A 13939-nucleotide genomic window follows, 5' to 3' on the forward strand; every position below is an offset into this window, starting at 1 on the left:
ACCGTGCCGTTGTCACCCGTTTTCGGACGCCGGCCGGAATAAACGGCACGGGCCATGGCAACGCCCAACATGAAATGCCTCGATTCGACGTGGTTTCCCCCAAGCAACTACTCTAGGCATTTCAATCCGGCGCGATCGCCCATCCGTCCGCTCGTCCGTCCGAGTTGGCACGAACTCACGGTTTCGTGGCCCGGATCACAGGCCGCCGACCAGGGCCCGAACCGCGGGATCGCGAATCTCGAACACGTCGAGCACGCCGATGCGGTCCAGCGCCGGCTTGAGCTCCCGCAGCTGCCCCACGATCTCCTCCCACTGAGGAGTGCTCGGTTCAACCTCGGACAGCGCGCGGACGTTGCCGATGAACGCGGCGACCGAGCCCTTGCGGACGTAGGCGCCGTCGAATTCGGCGCCCTCCGCGCCGTCGGGCAGCACATCTTCCGGCCTGACGGGCTTGGTCCCCATGACATCCTCCTCGGATCCCGCATTGCGTGCCGTCTGCACACATCTACCGTAACCCATGCGCGTGCAACTTGCACACACTATGCAGGTGAGGCAGGTCACGTATCCAGGACCGTCCAGAATGGACGGGCAAACTGATCTGCCCGCGCTTTCAAGGCTCCTTGACTTTCCAGACGCGCCTGTCCAACATCCACCACGGCTTTTCCCTGCTCCCAGCCTTTTGTCGCCTCTCCTGGCGCAGTGGAGCGCGACTTCGAGAAGGTGGAAATGAGCGAGGAAACCGCGGCCCGGCCGCGTCGGCGCTGGCTGTGGATCGTGGCGCCGGTGGTGCTCGTGGTGGTCACCGCGGCCAGCCTGAGCGTGTACTTCGCGGAACGCGCGCAGAGCCAGTCCGAGACGGTGCTCGGCGACGCGGGCCCGGCCGACCGGGTCGAGGTGCTGTTCTACGTGCAGAAGCTCGACCCGCAGAGCCAGACCCTGTCGGCCCAGGTCAGCATCGACCCCAAGGGCCGCTACGCCGACGCGGACGGCGCCCCGGCCAAGGACGTGATCCTGCACGTCGCCGCGACCAAGGGCGACACGCTGACCTTCAAGGCCGGCAAGAACCCCACCATCAACGACGTGCAGGTGCCGCTGTCCGACGGCGTCATCACCGACTACCCGTTCGACAGCTACAAGATCGACTTCGCCTTCCTGGCCGAGAGCGCGGGCGAGGCGGCGCCGGTGGACGTCACCTTCGCCAGCGGCGACACGTTCTTCGCCATCCGCCCGGGCGCCACCAAGGTCGACGACGGCGTGCTGACCTTCTCGGCCGACACCGGCCGCACCGTCGGCATGTTCGCCTTCGCCCTGTTCATCATGCTGTTCATGTGGTGCCTGAGCATCGCCGCGGTGATCGCCGCGACCTTCGCCATCGCCGGCCGGCACGGCCTGCTGTGGCCGTCCATGAGCTTCATGGGCGCCCTGCTGTTCGCGCTGGTGCCGCTGCGCAACGCGGTGCCGGGCGGGCCGCCGATCGGCTCGGTGATCGACTTCGCGGCGTTCTTCATCGCCGAGGCGCTGATCTCGCTGTCGCTGATCTGCACGGTGGTCGTCGGCTACCGGGTCGAGCTGCGCAAGAAGGCCGCAGCCACCGCCTAGACGCGGATCTGCCCGGCGGCGACCTCGTTCGCATAGCCCTCGTAGGCCGGCACGAAGCCGGTCTCCCGATCGGCCAGCACGTAGCCGCCGCCGGCAAAGCCGTCCTCGCGCAGGGCGACCTTGCGGCTCTTGAAGGTGGACGTCTGCTCGACCTCGTCGATCACCCTGAGGAACAGGGGAATCGCGTAGCCGGGCAGGCGTCCCGCGAGGTGCCGGGCCAGGCCGGGCCCGTCGAGCTCGGCGCCGTCCCGGAGCTTGACCGCCGCCATGCCGGCGCGGCCGTCGGCCCCGGGCACCTCGACGCCGTACACCACGGCCTGCTCGATCGCCGGCCACTCGTCCAGCGCGGCCTCGACCTCGGTGGTGGCCACGTTCTCGCCCTTCCACCGGAAGGTGTCGCCCAGCCGGTCCACGAAGGCCACGTGCCCCCAGCCCTGGTCGCGGACGAGGTCGCCGGTGTTGAACCAGCAGTCGCCGCGACGGAAACCGTTGCGCACCAGCTTCTTCTCGGTCGCCGCGGCGTCGGTGTAGCCGTCGAACGGGGCCTTGTCGGTGACCTTGGTGATCAGTAGGCCGACGTTGCCCGCGCCGACCTTGCGCAGGTGGCCGTCGACGTCACGGGCGGGCTGCCCCGTCTCGGCGTCGAAGGCGACGACGGCGAAGGGCAGCGGGCACATGCCGGCCGTGCGCTCGATGTTGAAGGCGTTGATGAAGGCCAGGTTGCACTCGCTGGCCCCGTAGAACTCCGCGACCCGCCCGATGCCGAAGCGCTGGGTGAACTCGTCCCAGATCTCCGGCCGCAGCCCGTTGCCGACCACGACCCGCACCCGATGCGTGCGCTCGTTGGGCCGCACCGGCTGGTTGAGCAGGTATCGGCAGAGTTCGCCGATGTAGCAGAAGGCGGTGGAGCGGGTGCGCTGGATGTCGTCCCAGAACCTCGACGCCGAGAAGTTGCGCCCCAGAGCCAAAGTCGCGCCGGCGCCCAGCACCGACGACAGCGACACCGTCAAAGCGTTGTTGTGGTACAGGGGAAGGCAGCAGTACAGCGTGTCGCCGCCGGTGAGCCGCACGCCGAGGTGGCCGAGGCCGGTCATCGCCTTGAGCCACCGGAAATGGCTCATGGAGCTGGCCTTGGGCAGGCCGGTGGTCCCGGAGGTGAAGACGTAGAACGCCTTGTCCTTGGCGTGCACCAGGGCCGTCTGCACGGGGTCGTGGTCGTCCGCGCTGACCGCGGACTCGTCCATGTCGATGTAGCCGTGCGGCGCGGTGTCGCCCTCGGGCAGGCACAGCACCGTGCCGCGAATCTCCTTGGCCGGCATGGATTCCAGGGCCTCGTGGCACTCGCTGCCGAAGATCAGCACGGTGCTGTCGAGCAGTTTCTGGCTGTGGTTCAGCACATCGCCGCGCTGGTGGTGGTTGAGCATGCCGGCGGTGGCGCCGAGCTTGACCACGGCGAGCACGGCCAGCAACGTCTCCGGCCGGTTCTCGGCCAGGATGGCCACCGTGCTGCCCGGTCGCACTCCGTGGCTGTTGAGCACCGCCGCGTAGCGGTTCACCCAGCGATTGGCCTCGCCGTAGGACAGTTCCGTGTCCTCGAAGCGCAGGAACGGCCGGTCCGGGTGGCGGTGGGCGGCCCGCTGGAACACGTGGCCGAGCGAATCGCGGCTGGTCGGGCCGATGGTGACCAGGCCGATCGCGCCGTGCAGCAGGCTGGGCGCGTCCAACGCCATAGCGGGCAGCGCCCGTACCACGTCGGCCAGGCCGATCCGATGGGCCGCAGACTGCTCCGTCGCGCTCATTGCCGCCATGCTACCCATCGGTAAGTTCCGGGACAACGGTTCGCTACCTCGTCCGCAGATCGGTGATCACCCAGTGGTCGCCCTGACGCTGAGCCGTCACGGTGAGTTCGGCCGCGGCCAGGCTGCTCTGGTTGTTGTCGCCCCTGGTGGCCGATTGGTCCAGAAACACCAGCAACTGCGCGTGATCGCCCTCCAGCCTGGTCACGCCGCTGTCCACGACCTTGGTGGTGAGCATCAACTTCTGCGCCGGGGCCTGCTGTTTCACCTGCGCGAACAGGTCGTTGTACTGGTTCTCGGCGTTGCCCCGGAGGTTCTGCCGCGCCGCTTGCTCGGTGGCGGCCGTGTTGTCGTAGCGGTACGAGAACACCTTGCCCAGCGCGGAGTTCACGTCCCCGATGACCTTGCTGGTGGTCCCCGGGTCGGTCAGCGCCTGGTTGGTGGTGTCCTCGGCCAGGCCCGTCGCCTCGATACGGAACCAGATTCCCAGTGACACCAGGACAATCGCCGTGGCAATGCGGTACTTCACGACTGCACCTGCACAGGGGCGAGGGCACTGACCTGCCAGCCGTTGGCCGTGCGCGTGAGGTCGGCCTGGAACCTCGTGCGTTTGGCGGTCTTCTGGCCGCCTTCCGGCGTGACGTCGAGCTGCACGGCGGCGATCAGCCGGGCCGTGCCGGCTCGTTGGTCGAGGGCCGTGACGGCGGTGTCCACGACCTGCGCGGCGGTGACGGTTTTGGCCTGTTCCAACTGTTTCCTGCTGTCGACGCCGGTTTGGGCCAGTTGGTCGTGCAGGGTACCCGTGGAGACCGCGAGCCACTGCTTCAGGCCGTCGTCGATCTTGCGGTAGTCGAGGGTGTTCAACGCCGCGATGTCCCGGCTCGCGGCCTGCGTGACGGCTTCGCGGTCGAGGGCGAACAGCCTCGCGTCGTCATGGGCGGCGCTCCACCAGGACCATCCGCCCCAGGCCGCGAACACCGCCGCCAGCACCACCACGATCTTCATCTCGGCTCCTTGCTGCTCGGAAGGCGGCATTCCTGTCGTTGAACGCCAGGAATGCCGCCTTCCAAGCTCATCCGTTGGGGGCGTTCTGGGCGCCGCGGACGCCCGTGCCCGAGCTGGGCGGCAGGGTGCAGCGGGCCTGGGTGTTCAGGGGATGGCCCGCGGCGGCGTCGAGGCCGGTGCGACGGTCGGTGCCGTCGTAGCCGGCGGTGCAGCCGAGGGGATCGAAGAAGGTCAGCGACAGCCCGAAGTTGGCCGTTCCGCCGGCGATCGCGTTGGCGCCGGCGGCAATCGCCGGCGGGGCGGAGATCAGCAGCTCCTGGAGGGCGTCGTGCCGGCCGAGGGCCACCGTGGCGGTGCTCAGCAGGTTGGCGATCAGCACGCCCAGGCTCGGGTCGGTGTCCCGGATCAGCTGGCTGACCTGCACCGACAGCTGCGGCACGGTGCCGATCAGGCTGCGCAGGTCGGCGTCGGAACTCCGGAGCTGGTCGGCGATGAGCTTGGCGTTGGCGCCGAACTGGGTCAGCGCCTGGGCTTCGTCGTTCTGGGTGTGCAGCACCGTCGCCGAGTCCTGGACCAGCTGCGTGAGCTGCGGCATGTGCTCGGTGGCCGCCCCGACGAAGGAATGCGTGCTGTCCAACAGGGTTTGCAGATCCGTGGTCGTGCCGTGGGTTGCCGTGTCCAGCTCGTCGACGAGGGTGTGCAGCGAGTCCTCCGGCACGCTCTGCACCAGGCTGTCGATGTTGGTCAGCAGGGTCTGCGCCGGCAGCGGGATCTTGGTGGCGCTCTGGGGGATCACCGACCCCTGGTGCAGCGTCGGCCCGTCCGGCCTCCTCGGCTTGAGGTCCACGTACTGCTCCCCCACCGCCGACCGGTTCGCCACCGTGGCCTCGACGTCCTGGGGGATGTCGTACTGGTTGAGGTCCAGCGCCACGTCCACGCCGTCATCGGCGAGGTCGACCGTGTGGACGCGGCCGACCGGCACGCCTCGGTACGTCACCTCGGCGTTGGGGAAGATGCCGCCGGCGTCGGCCAGCTTCATCGTCACGGTGTAGCCGCCGCTGCCGAACAGGCCCACGTACCGCGCGGCGACGACGGCCACCGCCGCGAGGCCGATCAGCAGAAACGCGACCACTTTGAGGCGGACTCCACGGGTCAGCATCAGTGGTCCTTGAGGTAGACGTTGAGGTAGTCGCCCTTGATGTCGTCGAGCACCTGGTCGGTGAAGGGGAAGGTGACCAGCACCTGCAACGCCTTCGGCAGGGTGTCGCCGGCCTTGGCCAGCTGTTGCAGCGTCGGTTGCAGGGCCTTCAGATCGGCCACCAGGTCGTCCCGGCTCCGGTTGACCGTGTCCACCGCGGTGGCGGACAGCCGGTCCAGCGCGTCCACCATCTTGGTCAGGCTGTCCCGTTGCTCCGCCAGCACGGTCATTCCCGGCGTCAGGCCGTCGATCGCCGCGGTGATCTGGCCCTTCCGGTCGTCCAAGGTCTTGGCCAGCTTGGCCATGCCGTCCAGCGCCTTGACGATGTCGTCCCGGTGACTGTCAACATTCCTGACGACGGTGTCTATTTTGGACAGCAGATCCCGGACGTTGCCCTCGTTGCCGTTCAGGGCGTTGTTCACCTCACGAGTGATCGTCTGGACCTGCGCCACGCCACCGCCGTTCAGCACCATCGACAGGGCGCCCAGGACCTCTTCCACCTGAGGGTTCCGGTTCGTCCGGCTGAGCGGGATGCTCGCCCCGTCGGCCAGCTGGGCCGCCCGGGAGTTGGCCGGGGCCGCCAGCTCCACGAACTTCTCCCCCAGCAGGCTCGACTGCCTCAGGTACGCATGGGCATCGGCCGGCAGCCGCACATTGCCGTTCACCGCCATCGCCACCAGCGCGCTCCACCCGTCCGGCGCGAGCCGCACCGAGTCCACTCGCCCCACCGGCACGTCGTTCACCCTCACCGCCGCCTGCGGCACCAGATCCAGCACGTCCCCGAACTGCGCCGTCACGTGATACGGCCGGCTTCCCACATCCGCGCCGCCGGGCAGCGCACAGGCCGTGGCGAGGAGAACTGTGGCCAGTACCAAGAACTTTCGCATCAGCCCACCCCCGGCAGCGGCAGGACCGGCAGCTGACCCGGCGCGAACTCCCGGATGTTCGCCCGCCCCGACAGGGACTTGGTCGCCGGGTCGTAGGCGTTGAGCACATTGCCCACGGCCAGCGGCGCCACCTTCAGCGCCTCGTCCAGCGAGGCCTTCTCCTTGGCCAGCACCTGACTCACCGCCGCCAGCTTGTCCACATTGGACGCGATGCGGCCCCGGTTGTCCTGGATGAACTGCTTCACCTGGGCCAGCGCCCCGACCAGTTCCTGGAGGGCCGCGCCCAGATCGGCCCGGTCCTGGGCCAGGAACTCCGACACCTCGCCCAGCCGATCGGTCACGTCGCGGACCTGATCGTCGCTGGTGGCCAGCGTGGCGGTGAACTTCTGGAGGGTGTCGACGGTGCCGGTGAAGTCGTCCTTCGCCCCCGACAGCGTGCCGGCGGCCGCCCCCAGCTGCTTGATCGTGTCGTTCAGCTTGGCCCCGTTGCCGTCGAGCACCGCGGCTCCGGTCTGCACCAGCTCCGACAACGCCCCGTTGGCATTCGCGCCGCTCGGGCCCAGCGCCGCGGCCAGCTGGTTCAGGCTGCCGTACAGCTGGTCCAGCTCCACCGGCGTGGCCGTGTCGTCCTCCTTGATCGTCGAGTCGGGCGGTAGTTCCGGTCCGCTCGTGTAGGCCGGCGCCAGCTGCACGAACCGGTCCGACACCAGGCTGGGAGCCATGATCACGGCCTTGACCGCCGCCGGGATCCGCACCCCGGGATCTACCGTGAGCCGCACCCGCACCTGTGTCCCCGCCGGGCGCACCTCGTCCACCGTGCCGACACGAACGCCCAGCACCCGCACGTCCGAGCCCGCGTACACCCCTACCGTCTCGGCGAAGTAGGCCGTGACGTGCAGCGGCTCGGTGACCCGCAGCGGCCCGAACACCGTGCTGGCGATGACCAGGAGCACGCTCATCAGCTGGTTCATCAGTTCCCCTTCGCGCCGGGCGGCACGCAGTCGCGGCCCGGTGTGGCCGGCACGAGGCCGCACAGGTAGGAGTCGATCCAGCGCCCGTTACCGAGGGCGTTGTCCAGCAGCCGGTAGTAGGGCCCGAGCAACGCCAGGCCCTTGTCGAGGTTGGCCTGGTTTCGTTGCAGCACAGCGGTTACCTGGTCGAGCTGGGTCAGCGTGGGGCCAAGCTGGGCGGCGTTGTCGGCGACGAGTCCCTTGAGCTGCTGGCCCAGGGCGACGCTCCCGGTGAGCAGGCCGGCAATGGCCTGGCGGCGCTGCTTGACCTCCTGGAGCAGCAGGGCCCCGTCGCCGATGAGCCGGCGGAACTGCTCGTCCCGGTCGGCCAGTGTCTGCCCGATCTTGTTGGTGCCGGCCAACAACTGCCGCAATTCGGTGTCGCGGGAGGAGATCGTACGGGACAGGCTGGACAGGCCGTCGACGGTGGCCCTGATCTCGGCGGGGGCGTTGCGGAACGTGTCGGCCAGCACGCTGAAGCTCTGGGCCAGCTGCCCGGTGTCGATCTGCGTGACGGTCGAGGCCAGGTCGTCGAACGCCGCCACCACGTCGTACGGCGCGGCGGTGCGGCGGCGTGGGATGGGCTGTCCGGGGTTCTGGTCGGCGCTTCCCTTGGGGTCCAGCTGAAGATACTTCTGCCCCAACAGGGTCTTGATCTCGATCGACGCGGTGGTCGCGTCCCCGATCCAGGCGCCGTGGACCCGGAAGCCGACCCGCACCTGGGCTCCGTCCAAGGTCACAGCGGTCACCTCTCCCACCTTCACGCCGGCCACCGCCACTTCATCGGACGGCTTCAGGCCGGCGGTCTCGGTGAAGTAGGCGGTGTAGCCGGTGGTGCCGAACGGCAGCTCGTCGGCGAAGAACACAGCGGCGGTGACCAGCGCGGTGACGGTCACGCCCACGATCGCGACGACAACGGGGTTGAGTTCGAGGAAGCTGCGTTTCATCGGCACCTCCCGGCGGTCACGGGGATTCCCGGCGTCGTGCCGCCAGGCGGCGCTGGCGCGTCGGTGGTGGCGGAGCACAGGTAGAAGTTCAGCCACGAGCCGTAGGACGCCGTGCGGCCAATGGCGTCGAGCTTGGCCGGGAGGTTGGTGAGGAACCGGTCGACCAGCCCCTCGTTGGCGGCGAGGGTGCTGGCGACGCCGCCGAGCTGGGCGATGTCGTCCTTGAGGGGCTGGCGGCCCTGGGCCAGCAGCGCGGTGGTGGCGTCGGCGAGCCCGGACAGCCCGCCGATGGCGTCGCCGAGGGAGCCCCGGTCGGCGGAGAGGCCGCTGACCAACTGCTGGGTGGTGGTGACGAGGGTGGACAGCTGGTCGTCATGGGCGTTGACCTGGGTCAGCACGGAGTTGAGGTGGCCGATGACCTCGCCGATGACCTGGTCCCGCTGGGCCAGGGTGGAGGTGAGCGAGGCAGTGTGGGCCAGCAGGTCGTCGACGGTGCCGCCCTCGCCCTGGAGCACCTGCACGATCTCGCCGGCCATCTGGTTGACGTCCCCGGGCGACAGGGCCCGCAGCAGCGGCTTGAAGCCGTTGAGCAGGGCGGTCAGGTCCAGGGCCGGGGCGGTTCGGGCGAGGGGGATCTGGCCGCCGGGCGGGAGCACCTGGTTGGGGTCGCCGGCCCCCTGGCCGAGGGAGACGTACCGCTGGCCGACCAGGTTCCGGTACTTAATCGCGGCGGTGACAGAAGCAGGCAAGGGGTGATCTCGTTGCACGGAAAACTCGACCTCCGCCACCCTCCGGTCGGCGATGGAGATCCCCTCCACCTGCCCGACCTTCACCCCGGCGATCCTCACGTCGTCCCCCACCGCCAGCGCAACGGCATTACTGAACTGTGCGGTGTAGTTCACCGTCTCCCCACCACCCGGCCCGGCAATGGCGACCGCCAAGGCACCCGTGGCCAGCGCAGTCACCAGCACAAAGAGCAGCCCTTTCAGCAGCGCGGCCTTCACACCCACCACCCCCGCGAGTCACGCTGTCCGGCACACCGAAACACGGTTTCGAGCAGAGTGGTCACCCGACCGTCACCTCCGTGCCCCGGTAGAGCGGCCCGACGAGCACGCTGCCCCAACTCGGCACGTCCTTGCCCAGCAACGTCCCGATGAAGGTGTTCTCCTGCGCGGAGTTCGGCGCTGCCGTCACGGGATAGCAGGACGGGCCGCCCTTGTCGTCGTAGACGGGGGCATCCTGGCCCGGCACGTACTTTCCCTTGGGTGGCTGGACATTCACGGTGACGTGCAGGCCGGGCTCGTTGGTGCCCTGGCCCAGCACCTTGTCCATCTCCGGCGCGAAGGCCGTGAGCGCCCGCAGCAGGCACGGATACTCGGGCGAGTACTGGGCCAGCAGGTTCAGCGTCGGCACGCTGGTCTGCGACAGGCGGATGATGTTGCTTCCGTTACGCCGCAGGAAGGTTTCCAGGTCCTGGGCGCCGGTGGTGAGGTTCTGGAACAGACTGGCCAAGTTGGCCCGCTGGTCGGCGATGGTGCGGCTGGTGGTGGTGAGATCCGACAGTGCCTGCACGACATCGGGCGCGATGCGGCTGTAGTTGTCGGTCACCTGCGCCAGTTCCCGAAGGCCCGCGGTGAACTCGTCAAGGTGCGGGGTGAACTCGTCGACATCGCTGCCGAGCCAGGCCAGGGTCTGGCCGAGCGCCGCGCCTCGCCCGGCCAGCGCCCCCGCCAGGGTGCTGAGGATCGACGACAGCTTCTGCGGCTGCACAGCCTGCAACATGGGCATCAAGTCGCCGATCACCTGCTCCACCTCCACGGCCGACGCCGACCGGTCCTGGGTGATCACATCGCCGTCGGCCAGCGCGGGACCGGACCGGCCGGCGACGAGGTCCACGTACCGCTCGCCGAACAGCGTCTTCGGCAGCAGGCGTGCGGTGACATCACGCGGGATCCGGGGCAGCAGATCCGGCCGCAGCGCGAGATCGACCTCCGCGCCGCTGCCATTGGTATGCACGTCTCGGACCGCGCCGACCACCACGCCCCGGAGCTTCACCTCGGCATCGAGATGCAACTGGCTGCCGACGCGATCGGTCCGCAGCGTCACCAGCGCCACCGACGAGAAGTCCTTGCGGTACACGGCAACCGACAGCGCCACGACCAGGACCATGATCGTCAGGTAGACCGCGCCGAGCAGCTTCTTCATCCCGCCACCTTGACGGTGGTCGTGGCGCCCCAGATGGCCAGGCTGAGGAAGAAGTCCAGCATGCTCACGGCGACGATGGTCGTGCGCACCGCTTTCCCGACGGCGATGCCGACACCGGCCGGGCCGCCGGTCGCACGGTAGCCGAAGTAGCAGTGCACGAGCATCACGACCACGCTGAACACCAGCACCTTGCCGAACGAGTAGAGAACATCGTCGGGCGGCAGGAACAAAGCGAAGTAGTGGTCATAGGTGCCGGCCGACTGGCCGTAGAACACCACGGTTATCTCCCGCGACGCCAGGTACGAGCACAGCAAGCCGATGGCGTACAAGGGAACCACGGCAACGAAGCCGGCGACCACCCTGGTGCTGACCAGATACGGCAGGCTCCGCACCGCGATCACCTCCAGCGCGTCCACCTCCTCGGCGATCCGCATCGCCCCCAGCTGGGCCGTGAAGCCGGAGCCGACCGTCGCCGACAACGCCAGCCCGGCCACCAGCGGCGCTATCTCCCGGGTGTTGAAGTAGGCCGACATGAAGCCGGAGAACGCCGCCACACCGATCTGGTTCAGCGCCGAATACCCTTGCAGGCCAACCACAACGCCGGTGAACACCGTCATGCCGACCATGACGCCCACGGTGCCGCCGATCACCGCCAGCGCGCCGGAGCCGAAGCCCACCTCGGCCAGCAGGCGGACGACCTCCTTGGAGTGCCGGCGAACAGCGAACGGGATGGCCGCCAGCGCGCGGAGGAAGAACAGGAGCTGATCGCCGAGCGCCTCCATCAGATCACCGCCGCCGCGACCGGAAGGACCGATGGCGGCCGAACGCCCACCCTCTTCATCACATTCCCTTCGCCGGCACGATCCGCAGGTACACCGCGGTGATCACGGCATTGACCAGGAACAGCAGCAGGAACGTGATGACCACCGACTGGTTCACCGAGTCGCCGACGCCCTTCGGGCCGCCGCGCGGGTGCAGCCCCCGGTAGGAGGCGACCACGCCGGCCAGGAAGCCGAAGATCATCGCCTTCAGCTCGCTCACCCAGAGGTCCGGCAGCTGGGCCAAGGCCGCGAAGCTCGCCACGTACGCGCCCGGGGTTCCGCCCTGCATCACCACGTTGAAGAAGTAGCCGCCGGCCACCCCGACCACGCTCACCATTCCGTTCAGCAGCACGGCAACCGACGTGGCCGCCAGCACTCGCGGCACCACCAGCCGGTGCACGGGCGAGACCCCCAGCACCTCCATGGCGTCGATCTCCTCGCGGATCGTCCGCGACCCCAGGTCCGCGCAGATGGCCGAGCCGCCCGCCCCGGCGATGATCAGCGTGGTGACGATCGGGCTGGCCTGCTGCACGACCGCGAGCACGCTGGCCGCTCCGTCGAACGATTCCGCGCCAATCTGCGAGGTGAGCGAGCCCAGCTCCAACCCGATCACCGCCCCGAACGGGATCGACACCAGCATCGAGGGCAGGATGGAAACGCTGGCCACGAACCAGAACTGCTCGACCAGCTCGCGGTACTGGAACGGGCGACGCAGCAGCTGTCGCAGAACCTCCAGGCCCAGCGCGAACATCTGCCCCACGGCGGTCATCTGGGCACGCTCCCGACCGCCAGCATCGCCCGTACCCGTTCCTGACGACGGCGTACCGCTTGGCGCACCGGCAATCCCGGGCTCGGCTCCAGTTGCGGGACGATCTCCGGCAGCGTCCGGGTCCACGTTCCCTCGGCGGCGGCGAGCACGGCGTCCTTCTCCTCGCTCATGCCGATCGGGCCGTGGCGGTGGCCGCCGAGGAACTGGGCGATGACGGGTTCCTCGCTGGTCAGCAGGATCTCGCGGGGACCGAAGCCGACCAGGCGGCGGCGGTAGAGCATGCCGAGGTTGTCGGGCACGGTCCTGGCCACGCTGATGTTGTGGGTGACGATGAGGATCGTGGCGTCGATCTGCGCGTTCAGGTCGACCAGCAGCTGGCTGAGGTAGGCGGTGCGGACCGGGTCGAGTCCGGAGTCGGGTTCGTCGCACAGGATGATCTCCGGGTCTCCCACCAGGGCACGGGCCAGGCCGGCGCGTTTGCGCATGCCGCCGGAGATCTCACCGGGCAGCTTGTGCTCGGCCCCGGCCAGGCCGACGAGCTCCATCTTGTCGTGGACCACCCGTCGGATCTCGGCTTCGGTGCGGCGGGTGTGCTCCCGCAGCGGGAACGCGATGTTGTCGTACACGGTAATCGAGCCGAACAGCGCACCGTCCTGGAACAGCACGCCGAACAGCTTGCGCAGCTGGTAGCGCTCGGATTCGGTGCAGCGGCACAGATCCACGCCGTTGACCATGATCCGCCCGTGCTCCGGCCGCAGCAGGCCGACCAAACACTTGAGGAACACGGACTTCCCGGTGCCCGACGGTCCCAACAGGACACTGAGCTCGCCGGCCGGCAGGGTCATCGACACGTCCTGCCAGATGGTCTGGCGGCCGAAGGACTTCGACAGCCCCTGCACGTCGATCTGCACGCCCATCAGCGCTCCTCGCAGGTCGCGGTGCCGCCGCAGAGGAACGTCAGCATCGTGCGCAACGTGTTGCCGGGGCCGGAGACGAGGCCGGTGAACAGCGGATCGAGGTTCTCGGTGACGCCGCAGTGGTGGAACGGCGGGATGACGAAGGCGCCGGAGATCGTGCCGGTGGACAGCGGGCTGGTGAACGGCCCGCTCTGCACGATCGCCACCTCGTCGGTGCGGCAGTTGGGGCCCACGGCCAGCGGCACCCCGTGCACCTTGGTGTTGCTCAGCGCAAAGGTCAGGCGGGTGGTCGCGGTCAGGGTTCCGTTCAGCAGCACGGATTCCACCGGGGCGGTGGAGGTCACGGTGATCGTCGCCGTGGCCGGCATGAAGCTGAAGGCGACGAAGTAGCTGTCGGCCGGCGGCAGCGCCAGATCGCCGGTGATCTCCACCCGCAGCGGGTTGCTGCCCGGCACGATCACGAACTGCCCGTCCAGCCGCCCCGGCCCGACAACGAGGTCCGAACCCAGCTTGGCCACCCGGGTCGTGGTGTCCACGCGATAGTGCACGGGCATCGGCGGATTGTCGGTGGCCGGAGCCGGAGCCCCACCGGCCGAGGGGCCCGTGCCGAGTGCGCAGCCGATCAGGAAGGCCAGCGCCAACCACCGCTTAACCATGAATTTCCCATCGACGAGAAATTGACTGCCGCCGGACGCTACTCACGGGTAGGCAGCCCGACAAGGAATTCCCCGCCGGCCCCGAGAAATTGTCAAGCCGATACAAATTCCACGTCGTGGCCACTACGA

The 13939-nt window shown here is 68.7% G+C and carries 15 protein-coding genes; 1 reads left to right on the top strand and 14 read right to left on the bottom strand.

Annotated features, from left to right (window positions below; translation table 11 throughout):
- Positions 1-195: 195 nt before the first annotated feature.
- Positions 196-462: a hypothetical protein gene (locus tag KUTG_RS18345; protein WP_043718422.1), complete on the bottom strand. Its 267-nt coding sequence runs from the start codon at positions 460-462 to the stop codon at positions 196-198.
- 264 nt (positions 463-726) lie between these two features.
- On the opposite strand from KUTG_RS18345, the gene KUTG_RS18350 reads away from it, so the two are divergent.
- Positions 727-1599: a DUF4436 family protein gene (locus tag KUTG_RS18350; protein ID WP_157494615.1), complete on the top strand. Its 873-nt coding sequence runs from the start codon at positions 727-729 to the stop codon at positions 1597-1599.
- Here the strand turns inward: KUTG_RS18350 and KUTG_RS18355 are convergent.
- From KUTG_RS18355 to KUTG_RS18415, 13 genes are all read right to left on the bottom strand, one after another.
- Positions 1596-3398 carry a long-chain-acyl-CoA synthetase gene (locus KUTG_RS18355; RefSeq protein ID WP_043718423.1) on the bottom strand — a complete coding sequence of 601 codons (1803 nt, stop codon included), beginning with the start codon at positions 3396-3398 and terminating at the stop codon, positions 1596-1598. The two genes, KUTG_RS18350 and KUTG_RS18355, sit on opposite strands and share 4 nt — an antisense overlap.
- 43 nt (positions 3399-3441) lie before the next feature.
- Positions 3442-3924: a hypothetical protein gene (locus KUTG_RS18360; RefSeq protein ID WP_043718425.1), complete on the bottom strand. Its 483-nt coding sequence runs from the start codon at positions 3922-3924 to the stop codon at positions 3442-3444.
- Positions 3921-4400, bottom strand: coding sequence for a hypothetical protein (locus KUTG_RS18365; protein ID WP_043729786.1), 480 nt, complete (start codon positions 4398-4400; stop codon positions 3921-3923). Before KUTG_RS18365 ends, KUTG_RS18360 begins: the two co-directional genes overlap by 4 nt.
- Positions 4401-4467: 67 nt before the next feature.
- Complete coding sequence (locus tag KUTG_RS18370) at positions 4468-5559, bottom strand: MCE family protein (RefSeq protein WP_043718427.1); 1092 nt, start codon at positions 5557-5559, stop codon at positions 4468-4470.
- On the bottom strand, positions 5559-6485 hold the full coding sequence (locus KUTG_RS18375) for an MCE family protein (RefSeq protein ID WP_043718429.1): 927 nt from the start codon (positions 6483-6485) through the stop codon (positions 5559-5561). The genes KUTG_RS18370 and KUTG_RS18375 overlap by 1 nt, the downstream gene beginning before the upstream one ends.
- On the bottom strand, positions 6485-7456 hold the full coding sequence (locus tag KUTG_RS18380) for an MCE family protein (RefSeq protein ID WP_052396612.1): 972 nt from the start codon (positions 7454-7456) through the stop codon (positions 6485-6487). The genes KUTG_RS18375 and KUTG_RS18380 overlap by 1 nt, the downstream gene beginning before the upstream one ends.
- The gene (locus KUTG_RS18385) at positions 7456-8442 is read right to left on the bottom strand and encodes an MCE family protein (RefSeq protein WP_043729791.1); all 987 of its coding nucleotides are present in this window, start codon (positions 8440-8442) and stop codon (positions 7456-7458) included. Before KUTG_RS18385 ends, KUTG_RS18380 begins: the two co-directional genes overlap by 1 nt.
- Positions 8439-9455 carry an MCE family protein gene (locus KUTG_RS18390; protein WP_043718431.1) on the bottom strand — a complete coding sequence of 339 codons (1017 nt, stop codon included), beginning with the start codon at positions 9453-9455 and terminating at the stop codon, positions 8439-8441. Before KUTG_RS18390 ends, KUTG_RS18385 begins: the two co-directional genes overlap by 4 nt.
- Positions 9456-9507: 52 nt before the next feature.
- Complete coding sequence (locus KUTG_RS18395) at positions 9508-10647, bottom strand: MCE family protein (RefSeq protein WP_043718432.1); 1140 nt, start codon at positions 10645-10647, stop codon at positions 9508-9510.
- Entirely contained in the window at positions 10644-11429 is a 786-nt protein-coding gene (locus KUTG_RS18400; protein ID WP_052394868.1) for an MlaE family ABC transporter permease, read from the bottom strand. Before KUTG_RS18400 ends, KUTG_RS18395 begins: the two co-directional genes overlap by 4 nt.
- A 58-nt stretch (positions 11430-11487) precedes the next feature.
- A complete protein-coding gene (locus KUTG_RS18405; RefSeq protein ID WP_043718436.1) occupies positions 11488-12237 on the bottom strand; it encodes an MlaE family ABC transporter permease in 750 nt (249 codons plus the stop codon).
- A complete protein-coding gene (locus tag KUTG_RS18410; RefSeq protein WP_052394870.1) occupies positions 12234-13154 on the bottom strand; it encodes an ABC transporter ATP-binding protein in 921 nt (306 codons plus the stop codon). The genes KUTG_RS18405 and KUTG_RS18410 overlap by 4 nt, the downstream gene beginning before the upstream one ends.
- Complete coding sequence (locus KUTG_RS18415; RefSeq protein ID WP_157494616.1) at positions 13154-13810, bottom strand: hypothetical protein; 657 nt, start codon at positions 13808-13810, stop codon at positions 13154-13156. Before KUTG_RS18415 ends, KUTG_RS18410 begins: the two co-directional genes overlap by 1 nt.
- Between the last annotated feature and the right edge of the window lie 129 nt (positions 13811-13939).

Source organism: Kutzneria sp. 744, assembly GCF_000568255.1.
Classification (GTDB): Bacteria; Actinomycetota; Actinomycetes; order Mycobacteriales; family Pseudonocardiaceae; genus Kutzneria.

Bases quoted from the DNA above. Each gene is read 5' to 3' on its own strand.
- KUTG_RS18395 (WP_043718432.1), bottom strand. From the start codon at position 10,647: ATGAAGAAGCTGCTCGGCGCGGTCTACCTGACGATCATGGTCCTGGTC.
- KUTG_RS18380 (WP_052396612.1), bottom strand. From the start codon at position 7,456: ATGAACCAGCTGATGAGCGTGCTCCTGGTCATCGCCAGCACGGTGTTC.
- KUTG_RS18415 (WP_157494616.1), bottom strand. From the start codon at position 13,810: ATGGTTAAGCGGTGGTTGGCGCTGGCCTTCCTGATCGGCTGCGCACTC.
- KUTG_RS18365 (WP_043729786.1), bottom strand. From the start codon at position 4,400: ATGAAGATCGTGGTGGTGCTGGCGGCGGTGTTCGCGGCCTGGGGCGGA.
- KUTG_RS18385 (WP_043729791.1), bottom strand. From the start codon at position 8,442: ATGAAACGCAGCTTCCTCGAACTCAACCCCGTTGTCGTCGCGATCGTG.
- KUTG_RS18400 (WP_052394868.1), bottom strand. From the start codon at position 11,429: ATGGAGGCGCTCGGCGATCAGCTCCTGTTCTTCCTCCGCGCGCTGGCG.
- KUTG_RS18345 (WP_043718422.1), bottom strand. From the start codon at position 462: ATGGGGACCAAGCCCGTCAGGCCGGAAGATGTGCTGCCCGACGGCGCG.
- KUTG_RS18355 (WP_043718423.1), bottom strand. From the start codon at position 3,398: ATGAGCGCGACGGAGCAGTCTGCGGCCCATCGGATCGGCCTGGCCGAC.
- KUTG_RS18370 (WP_043718427.1), bottom strand. From the start codon at position 5,559: ATGCTGACCCGTGGAGTCCGCCTCAAAGTGGTCGCGTTTCTGCTGATC.
- KUTG_RS18410 (WP_052394870.1), bottom strand. From the start codon at position 13,154: ATGGGCGTGCAGATCGACGTGCAGGGGCTGTCGAAGTCCTTCGGCCGC.
- KUTG_RS18405 (WP_043718436.1), bottom strand. From the start codon at position 12,237: ATGACCGCCGTGGGGCAGATGTTCGCGCTGGGCCTGGAGGTTCTGCGA.
- KUTG_RS18375 (WP_043718429.1), bottom strand. From the start codon at position 6,485: ATGCGAAAGTTCTTGGTACTGGCCACAGTTCTCCTCGCCACGGCCTGT.
- KUTG_RS18350 (WP_157494615.1), top strand. From the start codon at position 727: ATGAGCGAGGAAACCGCGGCCCGGCCGCGTCGGCGCTGGCTGTGGATC.